The 19390-nt window shown below is 38.7% G+C and carries 18 protein-coding genes; 10 read left to right on the plus strand and 8 right to left on the minus strand.

All coding sequences use genetic code 11. The annotated features are described in order from the left end of the window. The first annotated feature begins 119 nt into the window (after positions 1-119). Genes V7Q04_RS02435 through V7Q04_RS02445 form a run of 3 tightly spaced genes read left to right on the plus strand, consistent with a single transcriptional unit; the run spans position 120 to position 2252 of the window. Positions 120-1202 (plus strand): hypothetical protein, encoded by a 1083-nt coding sequence (locus V7Q04_RS02435; protein ID WP_333803327.1) that lies wholly within the window; start codon positions 120-122, stop codon positions 1200-1202. Beyond that, positions 1199-1720: a hypothetical protein gene (locus V7Q04_RS02440; protein ID WP_333803328.1), complete on the plus strand. Its 522-nt coding sequence runs from the start codon at positions 1199-1201 to the stop codon at positions 1718-1720. The genes V7Q04_RS02435 and V7Q04_RS02440 overlap by 4 nt, the downstream gene beginning before the upstream one ends. After that, complete coding sequence (locus V7Q04_RS02445; protein WP_333803329.1) at positions 1713-2252, plus strand: hypothetical protein; 540 nt, start codon at positions 1713-1715, stop codon at positions 2250-2252. The genes V7Q04_RS02440 and V7Q04_RS02445 overlap by 8 nt, the downstream gene beginning before the upstream one ends. On the opposite strand, the gene tilS is transcribed toward V7Q04_RS02445, so the two are convergent. The 3 genes from tilS to panC are packed head-to-tail and all read right to left on the minus strand — an operon-like array spanning position 2236 to position 5340. Further along, positions 2236-3261 carry a tRNA lysidine(34) synthetase TilS gene (gene tilS, locus V7Q04_RS02450; RefSeq protein WP_333803330.1) on the minus strand — a complete coding sequence of 342 codons (1026 nt, stop codon included), beginning with the start codon at positions 3259-3261 and terminating at the stop codon, positions 2236-2238. The genes V7Q04_RS02445 and tilS overlap by 17 nt on opposite strands. Next, positions 3200-4510, minus strand: coding sequence for a 30S ribosomal protein S12 methylthiotransferase RimO (rimO, locus tag V7Q04_RS02455; RefSeq protein WP_333803331.1), 1311 nt, complete (start codon positions 4508-4510; stop codon positions 3200-3202). The genes tilS and rimO overlap by 62 nt, the downstream gene beginning before the upstream one ends. 8 nt (positions 4511-4518) lie before the next feature. Continuing rightward, complete coding sequence (gene panC, locus V7Q04_RS02460) at positions 4519-5340, minus strand: pantoate--beta-alanine ligase (RefSeq protein WP_333803332.1); 822 nt, start codon at positions 5338-5340, stop codon at positions 4519-4521. Positions 5341-5441: 101 nt separating this feature from the next. Here panC and prfB point away from each other — a divergent pair, with 101 nt between their 5' ends. Genes prfB through V7Q04_RS02480 form a run of 4 tightly spaced genes read left to right on the plus strand, consistent with a single transcriptional unit; the run spans position 5442 to position 9031 of the window. Further along, a complete protein-coding gene (prfB, locus tag V7Q04_RS02465) occupies positions 5442-6536 on the plus strand; it encodes a peptide chain release factor 2 (RefSeq protein WP_333803333.1) in 1095 nt (364 codons plus the stop codon). A 12-nt stretch (positions 6537-6548) separates the two neighbouring features. Continuing rightward, positions 6549-6872: a hypothetical protein gene (locus V7Q04_RS02470; RefSeq protein ID WP_333803334.1), complete on the plus strand. Its 324-nt coding sequence runs from the start codon at positions 6549-6551 to the stop codon at positions 6870-6872. 12 nt (positions 6873-6884) lie between these two features. Next, entirely contained in the window at positions 6885-8279 is a 1395-nt protein-coding gene (locus V7Q04_RS02475; RefSeq protein WP_333803335.1) for a hypothetical protein, read from the plus strand. A 5-nt stretch (positions 8280-8284) separates the two neighbouring features. After that, positions 8285-9031, plus strand: a complete 747-nt coding sequence (locus tag V7Q04_RS02480; protein ID WP_333803336.1) for an EI24 domain-containing protein — start codon at positions 8285-8287, stop codon at positions 9029-9031. Here the strand turns inward: V7Q04_RS02480 and V7Q04_RS02485 are convergent. The 3 genes from V7Q04_RS02485 to rho all read right to left on the minus strand — a co-directional run bounded on the left by V7Q04_RS02485 (position 9028) and on the right by rho (position 12753). Next, on the minus strand, positions 9028-9522 hold the full coding sequence (locus V7Q04_RS02485; RefSeq protein WP_333803337.1) for an asparaginase domain-containing protein: 495 nt from the start codon (positions 9520-9522) through the stop codon (positions 9028-9030). The genes V7Q04_RS02480 and V7Q04_RS02485 overlap by 4 nt on opposite strands. 2 nt (positions 9523-9524) lie before the next feature. Beyond that, complete coding sequence (locus tag V7Q04_RS02490) at positions 9525-11207, minus strand: DNA polymerase III subunit gamma/tau (RefSeq protein ID WP_333803338.1); 1683 nt, start codon at positions 11205-11207, stop codon at positions 9525-9527. Positions 11208-11370: 163 nt separating this feature from the next. After that, positions 11371-12753, minus strand: a complete 1383-nt coding sequence (gene rho, locus V7Q04_RS02495) for a transcription termination factor Rho (RefSeq protein WP_333803689.1) — start codon at positions 12751-12753, stop codon at positions 11371-11373. A 233-nt stretch (positions 12754-12986) separates the two neighbouring features. Here rho and V7Q04_RS02500 point away from each other — a divergent pair, with 233 nt between their 5' ends. The 3 genes from V7Q04_RS02500 (at position 12987) to hcp (ending at position 18257) form a co-directional block, all read left to right on the plus strand. After that, complete coding sequence (locus tag V7Q04_RS02500) at positions 12987-13664, plus strand: di-trans,poly-cis-decaprenylcistransferase (RefSeq protein WP_333803339.1); 678 nt, start codon at positions 12987-12989, stop codon at positions 13662-13664. Between the two features lie 128 nt (positions 13665-13792). Next, positions 13793-16855 carry an EAL domain-containing protein gene (locus tag V7Q04_RS02505; protein ID WP_333803340.1) on the plus strand — a complete coding sequence of 1021 codons (3063 nt, stop codon included), beginning with the start codon at positions 13793-13795 and terminating at the stop codon, positions 16853-16855. Positions 16856-16925: 70 nt separating this feature from the next. Beyond that, the gene (gene hcp / locus V7Q04_RS02510; protein ID WP_333803341.1) at positions 16926-18257 is read left to right on the plus strand and encodes a hydroxylamine reductase; all 1332 of its coding nucleotides are present in this window, start codon (positions 16926-16928) and stop codon (positions 18255-18257) included. Positions 18258-18330: 73 nt separating this feature from the next. On the opposite strand, the gene V7Q04_RS02515 is transcribed toward hcp, so the two are convergent. Then, positions 18331-18549 carry a DUF6953 family protein gene (locus V7Q04_RS02515; protein ID WP_333803342.1) on the minus strand — a complete coding sequence of 73 codons (219 nt, stop codon included), beginning with the start codon at positions 18547-18549 and terminating at the stop codon, positions 18331-18333. Positions 18550-18802: 253 nt separating this feature from the next. Next, the coding region (locus V7Q04_RS02520) for a tetratricopeptide repeat protein (RefSeq protein ID WP_333803343.1) at positions 18803-19390 on the minus strand (588 nt) is incomplete at its 5' end.

Raw genomic sequence — 19390 nt, forward strand, 5'->3', positions numbered from 1 at the left:
TTAATCCAAATGGTATTGCTTTTGCTTGATATTTTACAAAACTTAAGCAAGATTAGTCTAATATATAGTACAAATTCAAATAAACACAAGAGTAGTGATGTGAACAAAGAGTCAGCAATATGGGCATAAGAACTGTTCTTCAAAAAAAATTTCAGAACCTTTTTGTCGCTATTGTATTAAGTGAAGCAGAATGTATTCTGCGCTGCAAAGTACTTAAAAATGGTGCAATTGCGAAAACTTTTACCAAAACATTTCCTCTTTCATCACCACTTGAAACACTTGATGGTGCCGTTGAAAATTATTTGATGAATTTACAAGATGAGTATCAATTTGTCTATATTGCTTTTTTACTTAATTCTTTAGGGCAAGGTGCTATTGAAGGTAGTGGAAATTCAAGCTTTACAAAACACAATGTTGATATTCAAAATGTTCATAATGTAACACTTTATAATCAATGGTCTACCTATGCCTCTTACATCGAAATCAAATGGGCAAAAAATCTTTTTGCTAACGTAGGACTGGATTTTATCTACTCTCCTTTTATTATTTTAAGCGATTTTATTGTTTCTCAAAAGCTGAAAAATAAACCAACATGTTATCTACTTAACTGCCAAGATTTCTTTGTATTGGCTATTTTTGAAGAGAAAAAATTACATTTCGGCGCTTTTTTTAAAACCCAAAGCGACACATCTTTTACACGTAGCGATGATATCAATGATTGGGAAAATGAGCATGAAGAAGAAGGTGTTCTCGATTCTGAAGAGATGCCTACGATGCCTGTGGAAGAAGATGAGCACGAAGAGCACGATGAAGGTATTGAGGAGCTCAGTGAATTAGGCGAGCTTAGTGAGCTTGAAGATATTGATGATTTGCGCTCCACGGACTCTTTTTCTGACATTGATGAAAAGACAATTGGCTCATTTAGAGGTCTGGAAGGGATCAAAGAAGAAGATATTAGCTTAGAGTTGTATGGACGAGATCTTTTGGTGTATAAATACCTGAAAACAGCTTTAGAAGAGTATTATCATAATCCTTTGTATACGAGTGAATTTATTGATGAGATCATTATTTTCGATGGGTATGAAATTAGCTCTGATTTAATCCATCAGCTTGAAGATGAGCTTATGATGGATGTTGAAGTTCATAAAGTTGATGTCAGTGATCGTATGTGTGACATAGCCATTAAAGAGGTTTTTAAATGAGACTAAGTTTCATAGCTCCTCGCCCTAAACCATTTTTATCACTCTTCAGTAAAATGTGGGTGGTTTTTATTGTTTTAATGTCACTTTTCATGATTATCTTTAATTTTTACATTGTGATTGAGATGAGCTCTTTTAAAAGTGGTGTGGTTGATCTTACAAAAGAGCGTGAAAGACTTGAACTAAAAATCGATGAAGATGATGAATTGATTAGTCTTATTTTACGCCAAAAAGCACTTTCTGAAGAGATTTTTTCTAACAATACTTTGTTAAAAGAGAGTATGAAAAATCTTTTTGATTTAGTTCCCGATCAAATTACGTTACAAAAAGTACAAATGGAACGCAATTCTTTGGTCATATACGGTGTCACGCCAACACAAGATACTTTTAATTTCTTGTTAGCAGCACCTTTAAAATCAATCTTTCATACCAGCAATACAACATTTTACCTCACAAAAGAGGGTTGGTATAATTTTGTAAGTATTAACAAAATTATTGGCGAGGATGGCATACGTGAATAATTTTGATCGTAGTTTAGACAAAATTGATATGATGAAACTGCTTATTTTCTTAACAGTTTTTATGGTTATCACTTTTACGTTTGTTTTTCTAATGATTATTCCCAATATCAAAGATCATCGTGTTTTACAAGCAGAATATAAACGTGTTTTAGTGCATAAAACCAGAGTCGAAAATCTCTTTTTTGAACGTGAAGCAGAGCTTTCAAAATTAAAAGCGGAAAATGTACATATTATTTCTGCGTTCAAACACCCTTTTACACAACAAGAGTTTGTCCGTTATGCAGGAAAGTTTTTTGCGCAAGTTTCTCTTGCGGAAGTGACAAAATCTGAGTATAAAAAAGAGTTTATAGAGTATGAACTTAATGTGACATCTATGCTCAAAACACCGACAAATTTTTACAATTTTTTAGAAGGGCTGAATCGTTACGATAGCATTGTACAAGCAGATTTTCCTATTCATTTAGAATCGAGCAAAGAGAGCATTACTTCTACATTTAAAATCAAGGTTTATGATCTTAACGCAACGCGCTAGGGTCAATGCTTGAAACATACAAATAAGGACGTATTTTTGAAGGAATACGCTCATTTCTGCACAACTCTTTAAACTTTTTATCCATAGTCACAGTAGAGTATGGAGCGATAAAAATCTTCTCTTCTGTAAAACAAACCACAATCTTTCCCCCTATAACACACGTTTTTGTTCGTAAAATTTCATCTCTTTGTGCTTTAGAAGGAAGTAGCCCCAACATTTTTAGAATTTTATCAATTTGCCTAATATTGATCAGATCATCAAGCTCTTTTGGAATGATAAAAAGATCATGAATACGCTTTGGCTGATGCGGTAAAAAGCGTTTTTTATCTTCTTGTAGATACGCAAAACTTTTAGCAATACCTGCTTCATATGCCTCGATGAGAGGGGTTGCATAAGTGTGTCTAAATTGGTTACGAAGGTGGTGTAAAGCATCATTGCTTGCATCGTTAAAGTAGGTAATTTTATGCTCTTCAAGATAGCTTTGAAGAGTTTTTTTGCTGATATGTAAAAGTGGGCGGATAAGCTTATAACTTTCACGCTCTTCAATCTCTTGCATTCCTAGCATTTCCACAATACCCGCACCTCGTGTGAATTGCATTAAAAACCATTCGAGGCTATCGTTTAAATGGTGTGCCGTTAACAGTGTTTCATAACTATACTCTTGGATAATTTTTCCAAAAAAAGCGTAACGTTCTTTGCGTGCTTGATGCTCAAAGTTACTTTGATCAAGTTGACATTTTAATGTAAAAAGTTGTTTATGGTGCTCTCGTGCTAGTTTGCTTGCATACGCCTCTTCGGCATCGCTTTGGTCTCTGGTTTGGTAGTTGACATGGGCAATATCAAAAGGAATGTTATGCTCAATCAGTAAAAAGAAGAGGGCAGTGGAATCTCCACCGCCTGAAAATGCGACTAAATTGTGTCTGTTTCTAAGGTGTGAAAGTGTTGCTTCATGCAACAGTGGTAATGGTTGCAATGAGTTGATCTCCAGCACATTCGGTGATGGTGGCACGGTAACATTTTCCTACTTCAATGTTTTCGATGTCAGAATCATTCACCAAGACTTCACCATCAATGCTAGGTGCCCAAAGAAGTTCACGTGCTCCCATAAAATATTCATGTTCGCTGCTTTCACCTTCAACCAAGATGATGACCTCTTTGCCAACTTCTTTTTCAAAACTTTTTTTGGTTTTGGCTTGTACGCTAATATCTAGTTGTTTAATGCGTTTATTGATCGTTTTGGTCTCTATTTTTTCATCCATTTCAAAAGCACTGGTATCTTCTTCATCGGAATATGCAAAGATATTAACACGGTCAAAATCAAAGGATTTCGTAAACTCAAGAAGCTCATTAAATTCGACGTCGCTCTCTCCTGGATGCCCTACGATAAAACTGGTGCGAATAAAGCTATTGGGTGCTTTACGCATAAGCTCCAATTGCTCGATAATGCGTTCACGCCCAGCTCCTCGTTTCATGCGTTTAAGCATTGAGTCACTGATGTGTTGAATAGGCATGTCAAAGTAGTTATGAAAAAGAGGTGATGCGATAACGCGCTCGATAAGTGCGTTGGATGTTGTTGTTGGGTAAAGGTATAAAATGCGGGCACTCTTAACACCTTCGATTTGTTCTACCGACTCAATAAGTCTGATAAGCCCTTCTTTCTCACCTACATCGCGTAGATAGGAACTGCTGTCTTGCGAGATAAAACTAAAGTCATAAAAACCTTTTGCGACCAGTGCTTTGACCTCTTTAACGAGTGATTCGAGTGTTCGTGAGTGGAGTTTACCTTTGAACCCAGGGATGGCGCAAAAACTACACGTTTGATTGCATCCTTCGGAGAGTTTGACATACGCGTGCGCGTTTGAGCCTGTAATGATGCGCTCTTCTTCACTCTGTAAGTACGTTGCTGGACTAAAGCGATTTTGACGAAGCGCAATGATTTCATCGATTTTATCATAATCACCCACGCCTGTAAAAAGGTCAACTTCTTTCAGCTCTTTGGTCAAATCTTCCTTGTATCGTTCTGTAAGGCAGCCTGCCATAACAAGAACAGATCCCTTTTTACGGGCTTCGTGAAGTGAAAAGATGGTGTTGAGACTCTCTTCTTTTGCAGGCCCGATGAAGCCACAGGTATTGACGATCAGCACGTCTGCCTGAGAGGGATCATCGCACATCTCATAGGCTTGAAGTTTTCCTAACATTACTTCGCTATCAACGAGATTTTTATTACAGCCCAGTGAGACTAAATGTAGTTTTTTCAATGTATTCCTTAAATCCATAAATTATCAATGAGGCGAGTAGTACCGACTTTTGCGCAGACTAAAATGATAGAGTTGCCTATTTCAATAGTGCGTATTGTATCAAAATCACGATTTAAAATCTCCACGTATTCTACATGTAACGTTGAGAGGGTACGTAGCATTTCAGCTTTAATCGTTGCAATATCACGTTCACCTGCAATAATGGCATGTGTTGCCACTTTGAGTGATTCACATAGAAGGAGTGCATCTTTGCGTTCGTCTGCATTGAGGTAAACATTACGACTGGAGAGCGCTAAGCCATCATCTTCACGTACAATTTCACACGGGACAATTTCAAGGTCCAAAAAGAGCGACGCAACCATATTTTGAAGAAGATACAGTTGTTGGGCATCTTTTTTTCCAAAATAGGCACGCGTTGGTTTGGTAAGATTGAAGAGTTTTAAAACCACACGCAAAACGCCATCGAAATGACCTGGACGCGCTAAACCTTCTAACACATAGGCTTTGGAACTTGGTGCTAAGATGGTCGGTTCCATTTTTGAATACATGGCATCAGGATGAGGCATAAACAAAATCGCCACACCCGCAAGTTCACAAATTTTAATATCGGCTTGGGTTCGCTGCGGATAGGTGTTAAAATCTTCTCCTTCTAAAAATTGTGTTGGATTGACAAAAACAGAGACGATGGTATGCTCATTTTCTAAGATCGATTTTTGTATTAAAGAGAGGTGTCCGTTGTGCAAGGCTCCCATTGTTGGGACGAAGCCAATGGATCCTTGAAGCTCTCTTCTTGCTTGGGATAATTCTTCAATGGTTTTTACTATTTTCATTTTAGGCACTTTTGAGTAAAATATAATACTAGACTTCTAAGAAACAGTTCTTATGAGAGGTCTCTTAAATTGAAGCGAGTATTATAGCAAAAGGAAACCATTTGGATAGTTACGAATACACCGAACTTCTCAAAAAATTAACCACGAAAGTGGACAACATCGCGCAGATTATTAAGCCAGAGGATCTTACCTTAAGGCTTAAAGAGATTGAAACGATTGAGCAAAACCCTGAATTTTGGAATGATGCAAAAAAAGCGGCTGAATTACAAAAAGAAAAAACAGCGCTAAACTCTTTACTAAATCGTTACACCAAAGCTAAAAATGTTGTTGTCGATGCCGTAGATTTATACGAAATGGCAAACAGTGAAAACGATGAAGCAACAGTGGAAGAGCTTTACAAAGATGCAGATCATTTGGAAGATCATATTACAAACTTAGAGATTGCCATGATGCTCAGTGGCGAAAATGATAATAAAAACGCCATTATCTCTATTCATCCAGGCGCAGGTGGTACTGAGAGTCAAGATTGGGCAAGTATTTTGTACCGTATGTACCTTCGATGGGCAGAACGCTTAGGCTTTAAGATTGAAGTACTTGACTACCAAGAAGGCGAAGAAGCTGGTCTTAAAGATGTCAGTTTTATCATCAGTGGTGAGAATGCGTATGGCTACCTAAAAGTCGAAAATGGTATTCACCGTTTGGTGCGTATCAGTCCGTTTGATGCCAATGCCAAACGTCATACGTCGTTTAGCTCTGTGATGGTTTCTCCAGAAGTCGATGATGACATCGATATCGTCATTGAAGATCGTGACCTTAAAGTGGATACCTATCGTTCAGGTGGTTCAGGTGGACAGCATGTCAATAAAACAGACAGTGCGATTCGTATCACGCACGTACCAACGGGTATTGTCGTACAGTGTCAAAATGACAGATCTCAGCATAAAAACAGAGCAACTGCTATGAAAATGTTGAAGTCACGTTTGTATGAGCATGAGCTTGAAAAACAACAAGCTATTAAAGACGGTGTTGAAAAGAGCGAAATTGGCTGGGGTCATCAGATTCGCAGTTATGTTTTAGCGCCATACCAACAAGTCAAAGACAATCGTAGCAACATTGCGTACTCTCAAGTCAATAATATTCTAGATGGTGATATTTCAAAAATGATCGAAGACGTGCTTATCGCACAAAAACGCTAATAAAGGATTACAATGCAAAAACAAGCAATCTTAACACAACTAGGTTACAGTGTCACTCCAAACGCAGAAGCGCAACTTGAGCGCGTTATAAACAATACCATAGGCTTTGAGCATATTGAAAAACATCTCATCGCACTCCATGACGCACTTAAAGTGCATCACTCTTTTGTGGCACTGTCTAGTAACAAAGATTACTTCAAAATCAAAAACGAAGCTACGGGTGCTGAGTTGATTGATGAGGTCAATGAAATGATCAGCAAATGGGCAGCAAAATACAAAATTACTTTGGAAAAAGTTCCTAACAAAAACACCTATTATGTCATAGGTTATAAATAACAAAGGCTCTTTATGTTTAAGACAAAATATCTGATTATTTCTTCTGTCGTTGTAGCGGCCTTAGCTGTTACGCCACTTATCGTTTCTCAAAAAGTCGATAGTGTCATTGCAACAAACAGTGCTTTGCTGGAAAAAAATGGTTTAAAGCAGGACATTTTGAGTAAAAGCGGCTATTTGACAGGCAAAAGAGCGTTTAGCCTTGAAGTCGTTGATGCAAAAAAAGCACGTGACTTTTTACTCGCCCAACTCGTTGAAAAAAATGCACAATACAAGCTTTTTGCCCAAAGCCTCAAAGAGGAGAGTGATGCTGGAATTAATAGCGTGTTAGATGGATTGAAATTTAAAGGAGAGATGACAAACTCTAACTTCTTACCAAGTGATGTGGACGTTTCATTATCTCTAGATCAACTCCCAAAATCGCTTCAAGAAGAGCTTGCGAATGATAAAGAGGCAAGCGATATTATTTTACCACTCTTAGCACGTGGTGTCATTGCGGTAGATATGACGTTTAGTAGCGATCAAAAGCTCAAAGAGCTTAAACTCAAAGACATTAAAGAAGAGATCAAATCAGAAGGTGCAACGCTCAACGTTGATACGCAAAAGCAGATGATTTCGCTTAACCAACGAGGCGATGTTGTACAAGGTGTTTTAGGTGTTGCTCAACAAAACCTTGGCGTAAGTGGCGAAATGTTTATGCTCAAAAGTGAGCTCAAAGATTTTATCTATAACTTTAGTTACAAAGATGACCTTAACAACAAAGGCGATATTAGCATTGGCAAATACGTACTTGAAATTAACGATGAATACACCAATGTCAAATTTGATCTTGGAAGTCTCAAAGCGAATAGTAGCGTCGAAGATGTGAAAAAAGACCTTCAAATCAAAGCTGACTATACACTTGATAACATTGCATTGCTTAATAGCACGGAAGATGTGAAGCTTGAAAAACTCTTTTTCAAACTCTTTTTAAGAGGAATTAACGCAGACACAATCAAAAAAGTGCAAGCGGATTACAACACGCTTCTTTTGGGTGCAACGCCTGTTGAAGATAAAGTGCTCATTGATGATTTTGTAGCGCTTATCAATCATGGGGTAAAAGTTGATCTTGGTATCACGTTTAAAGGCTTAACCACAGAGATAGTTAACCTTAAAGATGTGAGTGTTGATACTACCCTAGAGATAGCTCAAAACAGCTACAGCGATAAAGAGAGTCCACTAGCACTTCTTGGGCTTTTGGATGTTACCTCAAAAGTAAAAGTTCACAAAGATGACCGCGAAACACTCGAAGCTATGGGCTTAACTTCAGCTGATGACTTCGCACTTGGCAAGTCTGAGGGTGATTTTTTCATTTATGAAATTGCAATGAAAAAAGGGATCATCAGTGTTAACGGTAAAGTGATCCAATAATTTCAATGAACACAACCTCAAAAACAAATATTTTTGCGCTTGCTCTTGGAGATACACTTTCTCCAAGAGTTTTGCTTGTCTCTTTACTCTCTTTTGTCTTAACCATTATTGTTTTCATTGGAGCTATTTGGCTTTTATTTGGAGGCATGGGTGCTTTATCTGCATGGATAGCGCAAAGTTTGCAAAGTTTTGAGGGAAGCATCGAGCAGAGTTGGTTTTTGAGTATGGTTTCACTTATTTTCATCACCAAAACCATTGTAGCCATTCTCTTCTTTTTTACGTCTGCAATGGTAACATACTATCTTTTTCTAATGGTTTATTCGGTTATTGTAGGACTTTTTGCAGGCTATTTTATTAAAGAGATAAGCTCCATTTATTACCCAAGCGTCAAGTTTTTGGGTATGGGGGTTATGAGCTATCTTTGGATGGTGTTTAAAACGCTTTTATGGACAACCCTGATGTTTGTCTTGCTCTCACCTTTGGTCTTTGTTCCACTGTTCAATTTTGCACTTTTGTTGCCGGTGTTTTATCTGTTTCATAAACTTTTAGTTTTGGATGTGGCTTCGATGGTGAATTCGCGTGAAGAGTACAAAGAGTTAAAACGATTGTATGCAGGGCAAATGAGAGGAATTTCTTTGGTCTGTTTTGCGCTGACCATCATTCCATTTTTAGGTGTCGTGATTTATCCGTATTATGTGATTGTTATGAGTCACTTTGTGTTTCGTAAAACGGAGGCATTACGGGCTTCTTAACAAAGCTCGAAAATGCCTTTTGATCGGTTTTTATAAATGCTTCCATGACATGCGATTGCTCCATGCATGGCAAGATTGACTCCATTTTTCTCTCTGCACATCAAATCACCCAATGCCATCATAAAGTTAGCGGTTGCCTCTACGGTATCGATGCTATAAGGAACCATTGCACCTGTGAGCGTGATGATTTTATCTTTTACATGTAGCGCTAAAAAGGTTGCGGTAACATCCATGGTATCTGTGCCATGCACAATCAAAATTTTACGACATGGTGAGGTTTTAATGGTCTTTACGATTAACTCTCGATCCATTTCGCTCATTTCAAGACTATCTTTATGAATGATATTTAAAAGCTCATACGACGTATTGTGACAATACTGCAAAATAGCTTCCAAGGCTATTCCATCTTGTGGAACTTCAAGTTCACCTTTAAGTGGATTGTAGCGTTTGTTGAACGTACCGCCAGTATTGATGATAAGAATTTTTTCCATGTTTAAACTTTTTGTCGAATTTGAATTTTTTGAGGATCAAAAAGCTCTGTTGCTCTTTGAACAAAAGGGGTGTTAAGAACTTCTTTGGCGTCAATTTCAACTTTCCCTGCCATCATTGCACCCGTTGCACAACTTTCACTTTGTGGTTCGTTGTCAAACTCAAGGCTTTCCATCATAGAAGAACTTTGATCATTTGCACTGAGTTCTGCTTCACTCATTTGTGCTTCATAGTTAGGGTCAAACGAAGGCTCAGGTTGTGGCTCTGATGGAAGTGCTTGGATTTTATTGATTTTTATTTTTGTTTCTAAGCCGAAAACTTCTTGTACAAAATGTTTGATGATGCTGTAGTACGTATTGAGTGTTTTACTCGCTTCGCCTTCCGCACTTGAGGTGAGGGTGAGTTGCTCATCTTCAAAGCTTACAAAACGAATGCAATTTTTGAAACATTCACCCAGTTCTGCGTTACGGTCAAGTAGTTTGTCGCAAAGGCGTTCAAACAGCATTCCTGACGTGACACCTTGATCTTTTACCTGTAAAACTTCTTCGACTACCTCAGGCTCTGTAAGAGGTGTTTCCGCGCTTTGCGCTACTTCGGCTTTAACATGTGATGCAGGGAGTCTAAATTTCTCATTTTCAAGTGAATCTATCATCTCTTCGATGGTTTTGATGTTGGTTGCTTCGATCATTTTAAAGAAAATCAATGAAAGCACAAACCCATTGTTGGCATTGATGTAAAGAAGGCTTTTGGATTCACTTAATATTTTGAAAAAACGCTCATATAAAAGGGTTGAAAAACGGCGATCTTGTGCAAAAAAAGCATTTTTAAGATAGGCGATTAATTCATCAATGACAATTTCACACTCATAACTTTCAAGCTCTTTAATGATATGGAGCATTTCATTTTTATTGCCACTTAAAATAGCGGTAAAGATAGTCTCTAATTGGTTTGGATCAAGAAGTCCCAGCATCGTTGCCACATTCTCTGGGGTAATGTAGCCTTTGGAAAAAATAATGGCTTGATCTAAAAGTGTCAAAGTGTCACGAAGTGAGCCATTTCCAGCACGAGAGAGCATTTCAAGTGCTTCTTTTTCGTACTCGATGTTTTCAAGATTGAGTATATGGCAGAGGTGATTAACAACATCGCTTTGTTTGATCTGTTTAAATCTAAAATGTTGAGCACGCGATAAAATCGTTGCAGGCAGTTTTAAAGGATCAGTCGTTGCAAGGATAAATTTAACATAACTTGGAGGCTCTTCCAATGTTTTCAAAAGCGCATTAAACGCTTGAGTGGTCAGCATATGGACTTCATCGATGATGAAGATTTTGAAACGAGCACTGGTGGGTTTGTATTTGGTACTCTCGATCAATTCACGAATATCGTCAATTCCTCGGTTAGATGCGGCATCCATTTCGATGATGTCGATGTGACGGTTTTCGTTGGCACTGAGACAGTGTTCACACACTTCGCATGGCGTAGACGTTGGACCTTGGTCGCATACGAGCGCTTTAGCAAAGATACGCGCTGTTGAAGTCTTTCCGCTACCTCTAAGTCCTGAAAAGAGATAGGCGTGTGAGAGCCTATCTTGGTTAAGTGCTAATGAAAGTGTTTGGGTGATAGACTCTTGGCCGATCAACTTTTCAAACGAGGAAGGACGATATTTTAGAGCAAGTACTTGATGTGACACGTAAAGACCTTTGTCTGATTTATAACCAATTTTACACTATTTTGAGATTTTTTCCAAAACCTCATTCTGCCAACATTGTTGGCAAGCTATAGTGCCATAGTGGCTAACGTAGTCAAAAAAGCTTTGCTTTTTTGACATTCTGAACTAGGCTTTAAAAAAAAGTCTAGTCATTCATAATCGAAAGTAGTTCTTCATTGTCCTTGGTTTTAAGCATCTTAGCATACAAGAATTTAAGTGCTTCAATGTCATCCATTTGGCTAATAGCACTTCTAAGTGCCCAGATTTTTTGAAGACGATCAGGGGTGAGAAGAAGTTCTTCTTTACGTGTTCCTGATTTCATGATGTTAATCGCAGGGTAAATACGACGATCGGAGATATTTCTATCGAGAACGATTTCGCTGTTACCCGTACCTTTGAACTCTTCAAAGATAACTTCGTCCATTCGACTTCCAGTCTCAATCAATGCGGTTGAAATGATGGTCAAACTACCGCCATCTTCGATATTTCTCGCCGCACCAAAGAAACGTTTTGGTTTATGTAGAGCGTTCGCATCCACACCACCACTGAGTACTTTACCACTTGAAGGCGTTACCGTATTGTAAGCACGCGCAAGACGGGTAATAGAATCTAAAAGGATAATGACATCTTTGCCCATCTCAACGCGACGTTTTGCTTTTTCGATAACAAGGTTTGCTACGCGAACATGGTTCGATGCTGGCATATCAAAGGTAGAGCTATACACTTCACCTTGAACACAGCGTTGCATATCGGTTACCTCTTCTGGGCGCTCATCGACAAGTAAAACGATGAGTTCTGACTCAGGGTGATTACGAGCAATTCCGTGTGCAAGTTCTTTCATAAGTTCCGTTTTACCACTTCGTGGAGGTGCAACGATTAGACCACGTTGTCCTTTACCAATTGGGGTAAAGAGGTCAAGTACACGACCAGTGATTTTCATCGGATCGTATTCAAGTTTGATTTTTTCGGTTGGATAAAGGGGTGTTAGGTTTTCAAAAAGAGGGCGTTTTTTGCTCTCTGCAAGAGGTAAGTAGTTGATCGCTTCGATTTTAAGAAGGGCGTAGTAACGCTCTTGATCTTTGGGAGGTCTAACTTGTCCTGTGACGATGTCACCGGTACGAAGTGCAAATTTTTTGACTTGAGTACTGCTTACATAGGCGTCATTGGCACTGTCTGAAAAGTTGGCGTCCGTAGCACGTAAGAAGCCATAACCTTCACCAGCAATCTCTAAGATGCCCGTAAATAGGATAAATCCGCCTTGGTTGACTTGTGATTTTAAGATTTCAAACATCAAATCTTGGCGTTTTAATTCATTTGGATTTTCGATGCCAAGTTCAGTTGCGATCTCTAAAAGTTTTTCAAGAGGAGTGGTTCTAAGACCCTCAATTTTGTAGCCATCAACAGGAACGTGGGTTCGTGATTTGTTATAGTGAGTTGGTTTTGCTTGGACGTTTCCGTTAGTGTTACCGTTTGGTTGGGCTGAATTTGCGCAGGTTTGATTGTTTGAGGTAGGAGTGTTTCCGCTCATTGTGCCTTCTTTGTTGTTAGTTTGATCGTTCATGAAGCTAGAGTCTCTTGTATGGTGAAAGGATTCCCAAAGTATAGAGTTGCTTGAGTCGATTGTTATGAGACTACTTTGTGAGAATTCTAAAAAGTAGTGATGGCGTAATTTTAGTCAAAGCGAAAGGATTTGTCAAGGTGGGCTAAAGAGAAAAAAGATAAAATGGCGCTCATAAATTGTGAACAGCAAAGAAGTGAAAAATGAATGATTTAGCGCATTTGGCGATTATTATGGATGGTAATGGAAGATGGGCACAGCGTCAAGGCAAAGAGCGCTCATATGGGCATAAAGAAGGGGCTAAAAAGGTACGGGAGATTACCAAATATGCTGCAAAAATTGGCATTCGCTATTTGACACTTTATGCCTTTAGTACCGAAAATTGGGATCGTCCTAAAGCGGAAGTTACCGTTTTGATGAAACTTCTCTCCAAATACCTTCGCAGTGAAATTCCAACGCTCTTAGAAAATAATATTCGTTTTGATGTCATTGGCGATATGAGCAAATTTTCTGCTTCGCTTCAAAAAGAGATCGCTTATGCTAAAGAGATGACGGCACACTGTACAGGGCTTCGCCAAATCCTTGCTATCAATTACGGGGCACACGATGAAATCCTTCGCGCTATCAACAAATCTATACAGACAAACGGTGAAATCACCAAAGAAATTTTAGAGTCCAACCTTGACACAGCAGGTATTCCTGATGTCGATGTCCTCATTCGTACAGGGGGTGACTGCCGCCTTTCCAACTTCTTACTCTGGCAAGCAGCTTACGCAGAACTTTTCTTTAGTAAAACCCTTTGGCCAGACTTTTCCGTGGGAGAACTTGAAACAATTATTTCGGAATACAAATCAACCGAAAGAAGGTATGGCAAGATTTAACTATAGAACAAAATCGTGACACTTTAAAATTTGCTATAATTAGAAAGAATTACAAATATTACTAAACAAAATAGTGTTATACTTACATGTTGGTCGTTTGATGATTCGTTAAATTATAGTGAGTTGTCATGAAAAAAGTTGTTGTAATTGTTCTATTTTGTTTATGTCAATATCTTTATGCAGAAGAGGCACTCCGCCTTGGGATTTTAGCGTTTCGCCCAAAAGAGCAGGCTTTGATTCAGTGGCAACCTTTTGCAACGTATCTTCAAGATGCTATTGGGAAACCTATTGCTCTTCAAATCTACAATTACCCTGAATTTACACAAGCCGTTGCTGAGGCTAAAGTTGACATCATTTTAACCAATCCTGGGCATTACATCGTTTTGAAAAACAAGTATAAACTCTCCGCACCTCTTGTTACGCAGATTACCCAAAAAAACGATACAACACTCACTCAATTTGCAGGCGTTATTTTCACACGCAACGATGCTCCCATTGCATCACTTCATGATTTAGAAAATAAAAAGATTGCTTTGACCGATACCGATTCTTTAGGTGGCTATCAGATGCAAGCCTATGAGCTGGCAATCAACGGTATTGTGTTGAAAAAAGAGCAGATACTCGCAACAGGTATGCCCCATGATAAGGTCATAGATGCGGTTCTCTCACATCAAGCCGACGTAGGCTTTGTCCGTACCAATGTGCTTGAAGATATGGCACAAGAAGGCAAATTTGTTTTATCGGACATTAAAATTATCAATGAACAACATGATGCCCATTTCCCTTATATTTACTCTACCAGACTTTACCCCGAATGGCCTTTAGTTGTTGTCCCTGAATTAGACGAGCACATAGCACGTGCGCTAACCATTGCATTACTCTCTCTGCCTTCACAAAGTGAAGCTGCAAGAAGTGCTCAGATTTATGGTTTTACAGTTCCTGCGGATTATAAAGGGGTTGAAGATGCCTTAAGAACGCTTCGTGTAGCACCTTTTGAAGGTGTTCCAAAATTTACACTCGCTGATTTTTGGGCACGTTATTCCCAGTATATTTCACTGGGACTTTTTGTTGTTCTTCTCGCTATTATGATCGTTGGAACACAATTGTACAGGCAAAACAGACGCATTCGTCACAATGAAAAGCATTTACTTTTGGTTCAAGACAATCTCCAAAGTACCCTTGATGCCATCCCTGATGCACTGTTTGAAATGAACCTTGATGGTGTTTATTATCGTGTAGGACGCTCATACGCACATCGCGAGTTTCCTCTGTCTGAAAATATTGGCAAAAGTGTCGATGCGATTTACCCACCGCACGTTGCGTCTGTTTTTAAGCAAGCATTGCAAGATGCTAACAGGGAAGGTCATGTTTTTGGCTACCAATATGCACAAGAAGAAAGTGGTCAAACACGCTGGTTTGAACTCTCTGTCGCAAAGAAAAAAGAGTCTCATGCGGTAGCACATTTTATTGTTTTGTCGCATGAAATTACACGCCGTAAAGAGGCAGAAGCAAAACTAAAACTCGCAGCCAGTGTGTTTACCTATGCACGTGAGGGTATTATGATTACCAATGCTTCCGGTGAGATTGTTGAGGTCAATGAAACATTTAGCTTGATTACGGGTTATGCATACCAAGCCGTCGTAGGGCAAAATCCACGCATTTTGAAGTCAGGCAGACAAGGGGAGTTTTTTTACAAACAGATGTGGCATTCATTGCTTGAAAAAGGGCATTGGTATGGGGAAATTTCCAACCGCCGTAAATCAGGTGAAGTCTATATACAGATGACGAGCATCAGCGCTATTTATGATGAAAAGGGTGTTGTTCAGTCTTATGTTGCCCTTTTCACAGACATAACGACAATGAAAGAGCATGAAAAACAGTTAGAGTATATCGCGCATTATGACGCACTTACCTCACTTCCCAATCGTGTTTTATTTGCAGACCGCTTAAGACAAGCAATGGTACAAACGGAGCGAAGAAAAAAAGAGCTTGCCGTTGTGTATCTTGACCTTGATGGTTTTAAAGTCATCAACGACCAATACGGTCATCATATAGGCGATGAGCTTTTAGTGACACTGGCTGGGCGCATGGAAGCGGCTCTTCGCCAGAGCGATACCATCTCGAGGCTTGGTGGTGATGAATTTGTAGCTGTTTTAGCAGATCTCAACAATCAAGATGAGTGTAGGCCTATTTTAGAGCGTTTGCTTCAAGCAACGTCTGATCCTGTTGTCATCAATAACCACATTATTCAAGTTTCAAGTAGTATTGGTGTCACACTTTACCCCAAAGATGGGGTGGATGCAGACCAACTGCTTCGACATGCAGACCTTGCTATGTACCAGTCAAAACAATCAGGAAAAAACCGTTACCACTTTTTTGATATAGAGTATGACAAAGCGATGAAACAGCACAATGCACATCTTGAAGATGTATTGTCTGCCATTACAAATGATGAATTTGTGCTTTACTATCAACCTAAAGTCAATCTCAAAACGCACAAACTTGTCAGCCTTGAAGCCTTGATCCGCTGGCAACACCCTCAAAAAGGCTTTTTGCTTCCACACGCTTTTTTACCTATTGTGGAAGATCATATTTTGAGTATTAAGCTGGGTGAATGGGTGATTGAGCGAGCGTTTAAGCAGATGAGCGCTTGGATAAAAGAAGGGTTTATGATATCGGTAAGTATTAATGTCGGTGCACGTCAACTGCAAGATCCAAGTTTTACAGAGTACTTGAAAACGATGTTGCGTCGCTACCCCGATGTGCCTGCGCATCTTGTTGAACTTGAGATATTAGAAACAAGTGCGCTTGAGGACATGGTACATGTTTCACAAATCATGCACGAGTGCAAAGCACTAGGTGTTCGTTTTGCATTGGATGATTTCGGTACAGGGTATTCATCGCTCAGTTATTTGCGAAAATTACCCATTGATATTTTGAAAATCGACCAAAGTTTTATTCGTAATCTTTTACATGATAACGATGATCTGGCTATTGTTGAGGCGATTATTGAGCTTAGTAAAGTGTTTGGCCTGAGTGTCATAGCCGAAGGGGTTGAGACGCCAGAACATGCGGAATTGCTCTTAAGCCATGGCTGTGAGTTAGCACAAGGGTATGGTATTGCTTATCCGATGCATCCTGATGCTATTATTATTTGGAAAGATTCAAGTCCTTATATCAAAAACTCTTGATTGAGATCAATCAATGACATAAATACCTCCTCTTGCTAAGATGCTGAAAATTTTAAAAAGAGGATAGAAAATGTCTTTAAACATGTTATGTGATCAATGCTCTATGAGTGCCATCAATGGCTGTGGTTCTAAAGGTCAAGATGTAGGAACGTGTGGCAAAGATGCCAACTTGGCAAAACTTCAAGACATCATGATTTACGGTCTTAAAGGTTTGAGTGCGTACAGAACACACGCCAATGAATTTGGTGCAAACACTAAAGAAGTCGATGACGTCATCGCTCAAACACTTTACTTCACTCTTACCAACGTTAACTTCAACTTTAACGACCACATCGCTCAACTGATGAAAATCGGCTCTGCTGGTGTTAAAATGATGGACATCCTAAGTGATGCACACACCTCTCACCTTGGCGTTCCAACCCCTGTTCAAATCAGTCAAAACAAAGCTGAAGGTAAAGCGATCTTAGTAAGCGGTCACAATCTTGACATGTTCCTAGAGCTTTTGAAACAAACAGAAGGTAAAGGCATCAATGTTTATACGCACTCAGAAATGCTTCCAGCACATGCGTACCCTGAACTTAAAAAATACCCTCACCTTAAAGGTAACATCGGTAAATCATGGTTTGATCAAACTAAACTCTTTGAGCAATGGGGTGGAACTATCATCGTAAACACAAACTGTATCGTTCCTCCAAAATCAAACTCAACCTATGTTGATAGACTCTACACTTACGACATCGTAGGCATCAAAGAGGGCAAAAAAATCCAAAACAATGACTTCAGCGAAGTTATCGCTCAAACATTAGCACTTCCCGATGTTAAAGGTTTTGACAGCGAAGAGACTCTCGTAACAGGTCACCACTATAAAACCATTCTTGGTCTTGCACCTCAAATTCTTGAAGCCGTTCAAGCAGGTAAAATCAGCCAGTTCTTCGTCATCGCAGGTTGTGACGCTCCAGGAAGTGGCGGCGAATACTACAGAAAAATGGCAGAGAGCCTTCCAAATGACTGTGTCATCTTGACGTCTAGTTGTGGTAAATTTAGATTTAACGACATCGACTTTGGAACCGTTGCAGACACAGGCATCCCTCGTTACCTAGACCTTGGTCAATGTAATGACAGTAACGGTGCTGTTCACATCGCTCTAGCCCTTGCTGGCGCACTTGGCGTTACAGTACACGATCTTCCAGTTTCTATCGTTCTTAGCTGGATGGAGCAAAAAGCCGTTCTTATTCTTCTAGGACTCTTTAGCCTTGGTATCAAAAATATCTACCTCGGACCAAAACCACCACAATTTGTCAACGATGACATCTTCGCTTTCTTGCAAGAGAACTTTAACTTGCATTTGACCGATGAAGCGGCAAGTGACGTTGAAAAATTACTTCTTAAAAAACCTGCTTAAGGTTTATATGTAAAGATGGGGAAGCCTTGAGAGAGGCTTTCTTGATTTTATTTTTTATCGGGTGCGTTTAATGTCAACAACATCTATCTTTGTCCCAAACAATGTTTTCGCCTTTTATTTTATTGAATTCTCTTAAAACTTTTTTATTAATAGTAAGTGTCTTATGTGTCGTTTCAAAAACAAATTCGTTACCAAATTTTTCTTTGATAATCTCGATAAGTCCATCTTGAGGTAAAGAGCCATTTTTCTTTATTTCATTTAACATAAAACTAGCAACATCTTTTACGGTCATCATAATTTCTTTTTTTACGTATCTTATAAGTCTGTTACATCATACAAAAAATATCATTTAATGAAGAAAAGATAGTCAGTTAGTGCCTTAAAGCTTTTTGCTATTTTGTTTACATGTAAAGATTTTATCTTTTAAATTTCTATTATTTATTGCATTGGTATAGCGAAAGTTAAAAGTTTAGCTCTAACCTATAAAATTATGAGATTAAAACTAAGCAAAAGGTTAAAAATGAGGTTACGACCCCTTTTTAACTTTATTTGCAAAATCTACCTCTATCTTTGAAGTTTGCTTTTTTTTCCATCTTTTGTGATTTTTCTATCTCTTTTATCGCTCTTTTTATTTCTAATAAGGTGTCTTGACCATAATCAGTTTGACTATATACATTCAAAGCTTTATTAAAAAACTCAAGTGCTTTTGTGCAAAACTTTTGCTCTTTATATACCCAAGCTATATTATTGTAAGTTGTAGCGGTGCTAGGATGATTTGACCCTAGTATTTTTTCGTATATCTCTAAAGCTTTTTCATACCACTCCAAGGCTTTATCATAGATGCCTTTTGATTTATATACCAAAGCTATATTATTGTAAGTTGTAGCGGTATCAGGATGATTTGACCCTAGTACTTTTTCATTTATCTCTAAAGCTTTTTCATACCACTCCAAGGCTTTTTCATAGATGCCTTTTGAATAATATACCCCAGCTATATTATTGTAAGTTGTGGCGGTATCAGGATGATTTGACCCTAGTACTTTTTCGTATATCTCTAAAGCTTTATCATACCACTCCAAGGCTTTATCATACCCCTCCAAGGCTTTATCATACCCCTCCAAGGCTTTATCATA

The organism is Sulfurospirillum sp., assembly GCF_036802865.1.
Taxonomy (GTDB): Bacteria; Campylobacterota; Campylobacteria; order Campylobacterales; family Sulfurospirillaceae; genus Sulfurospirillum.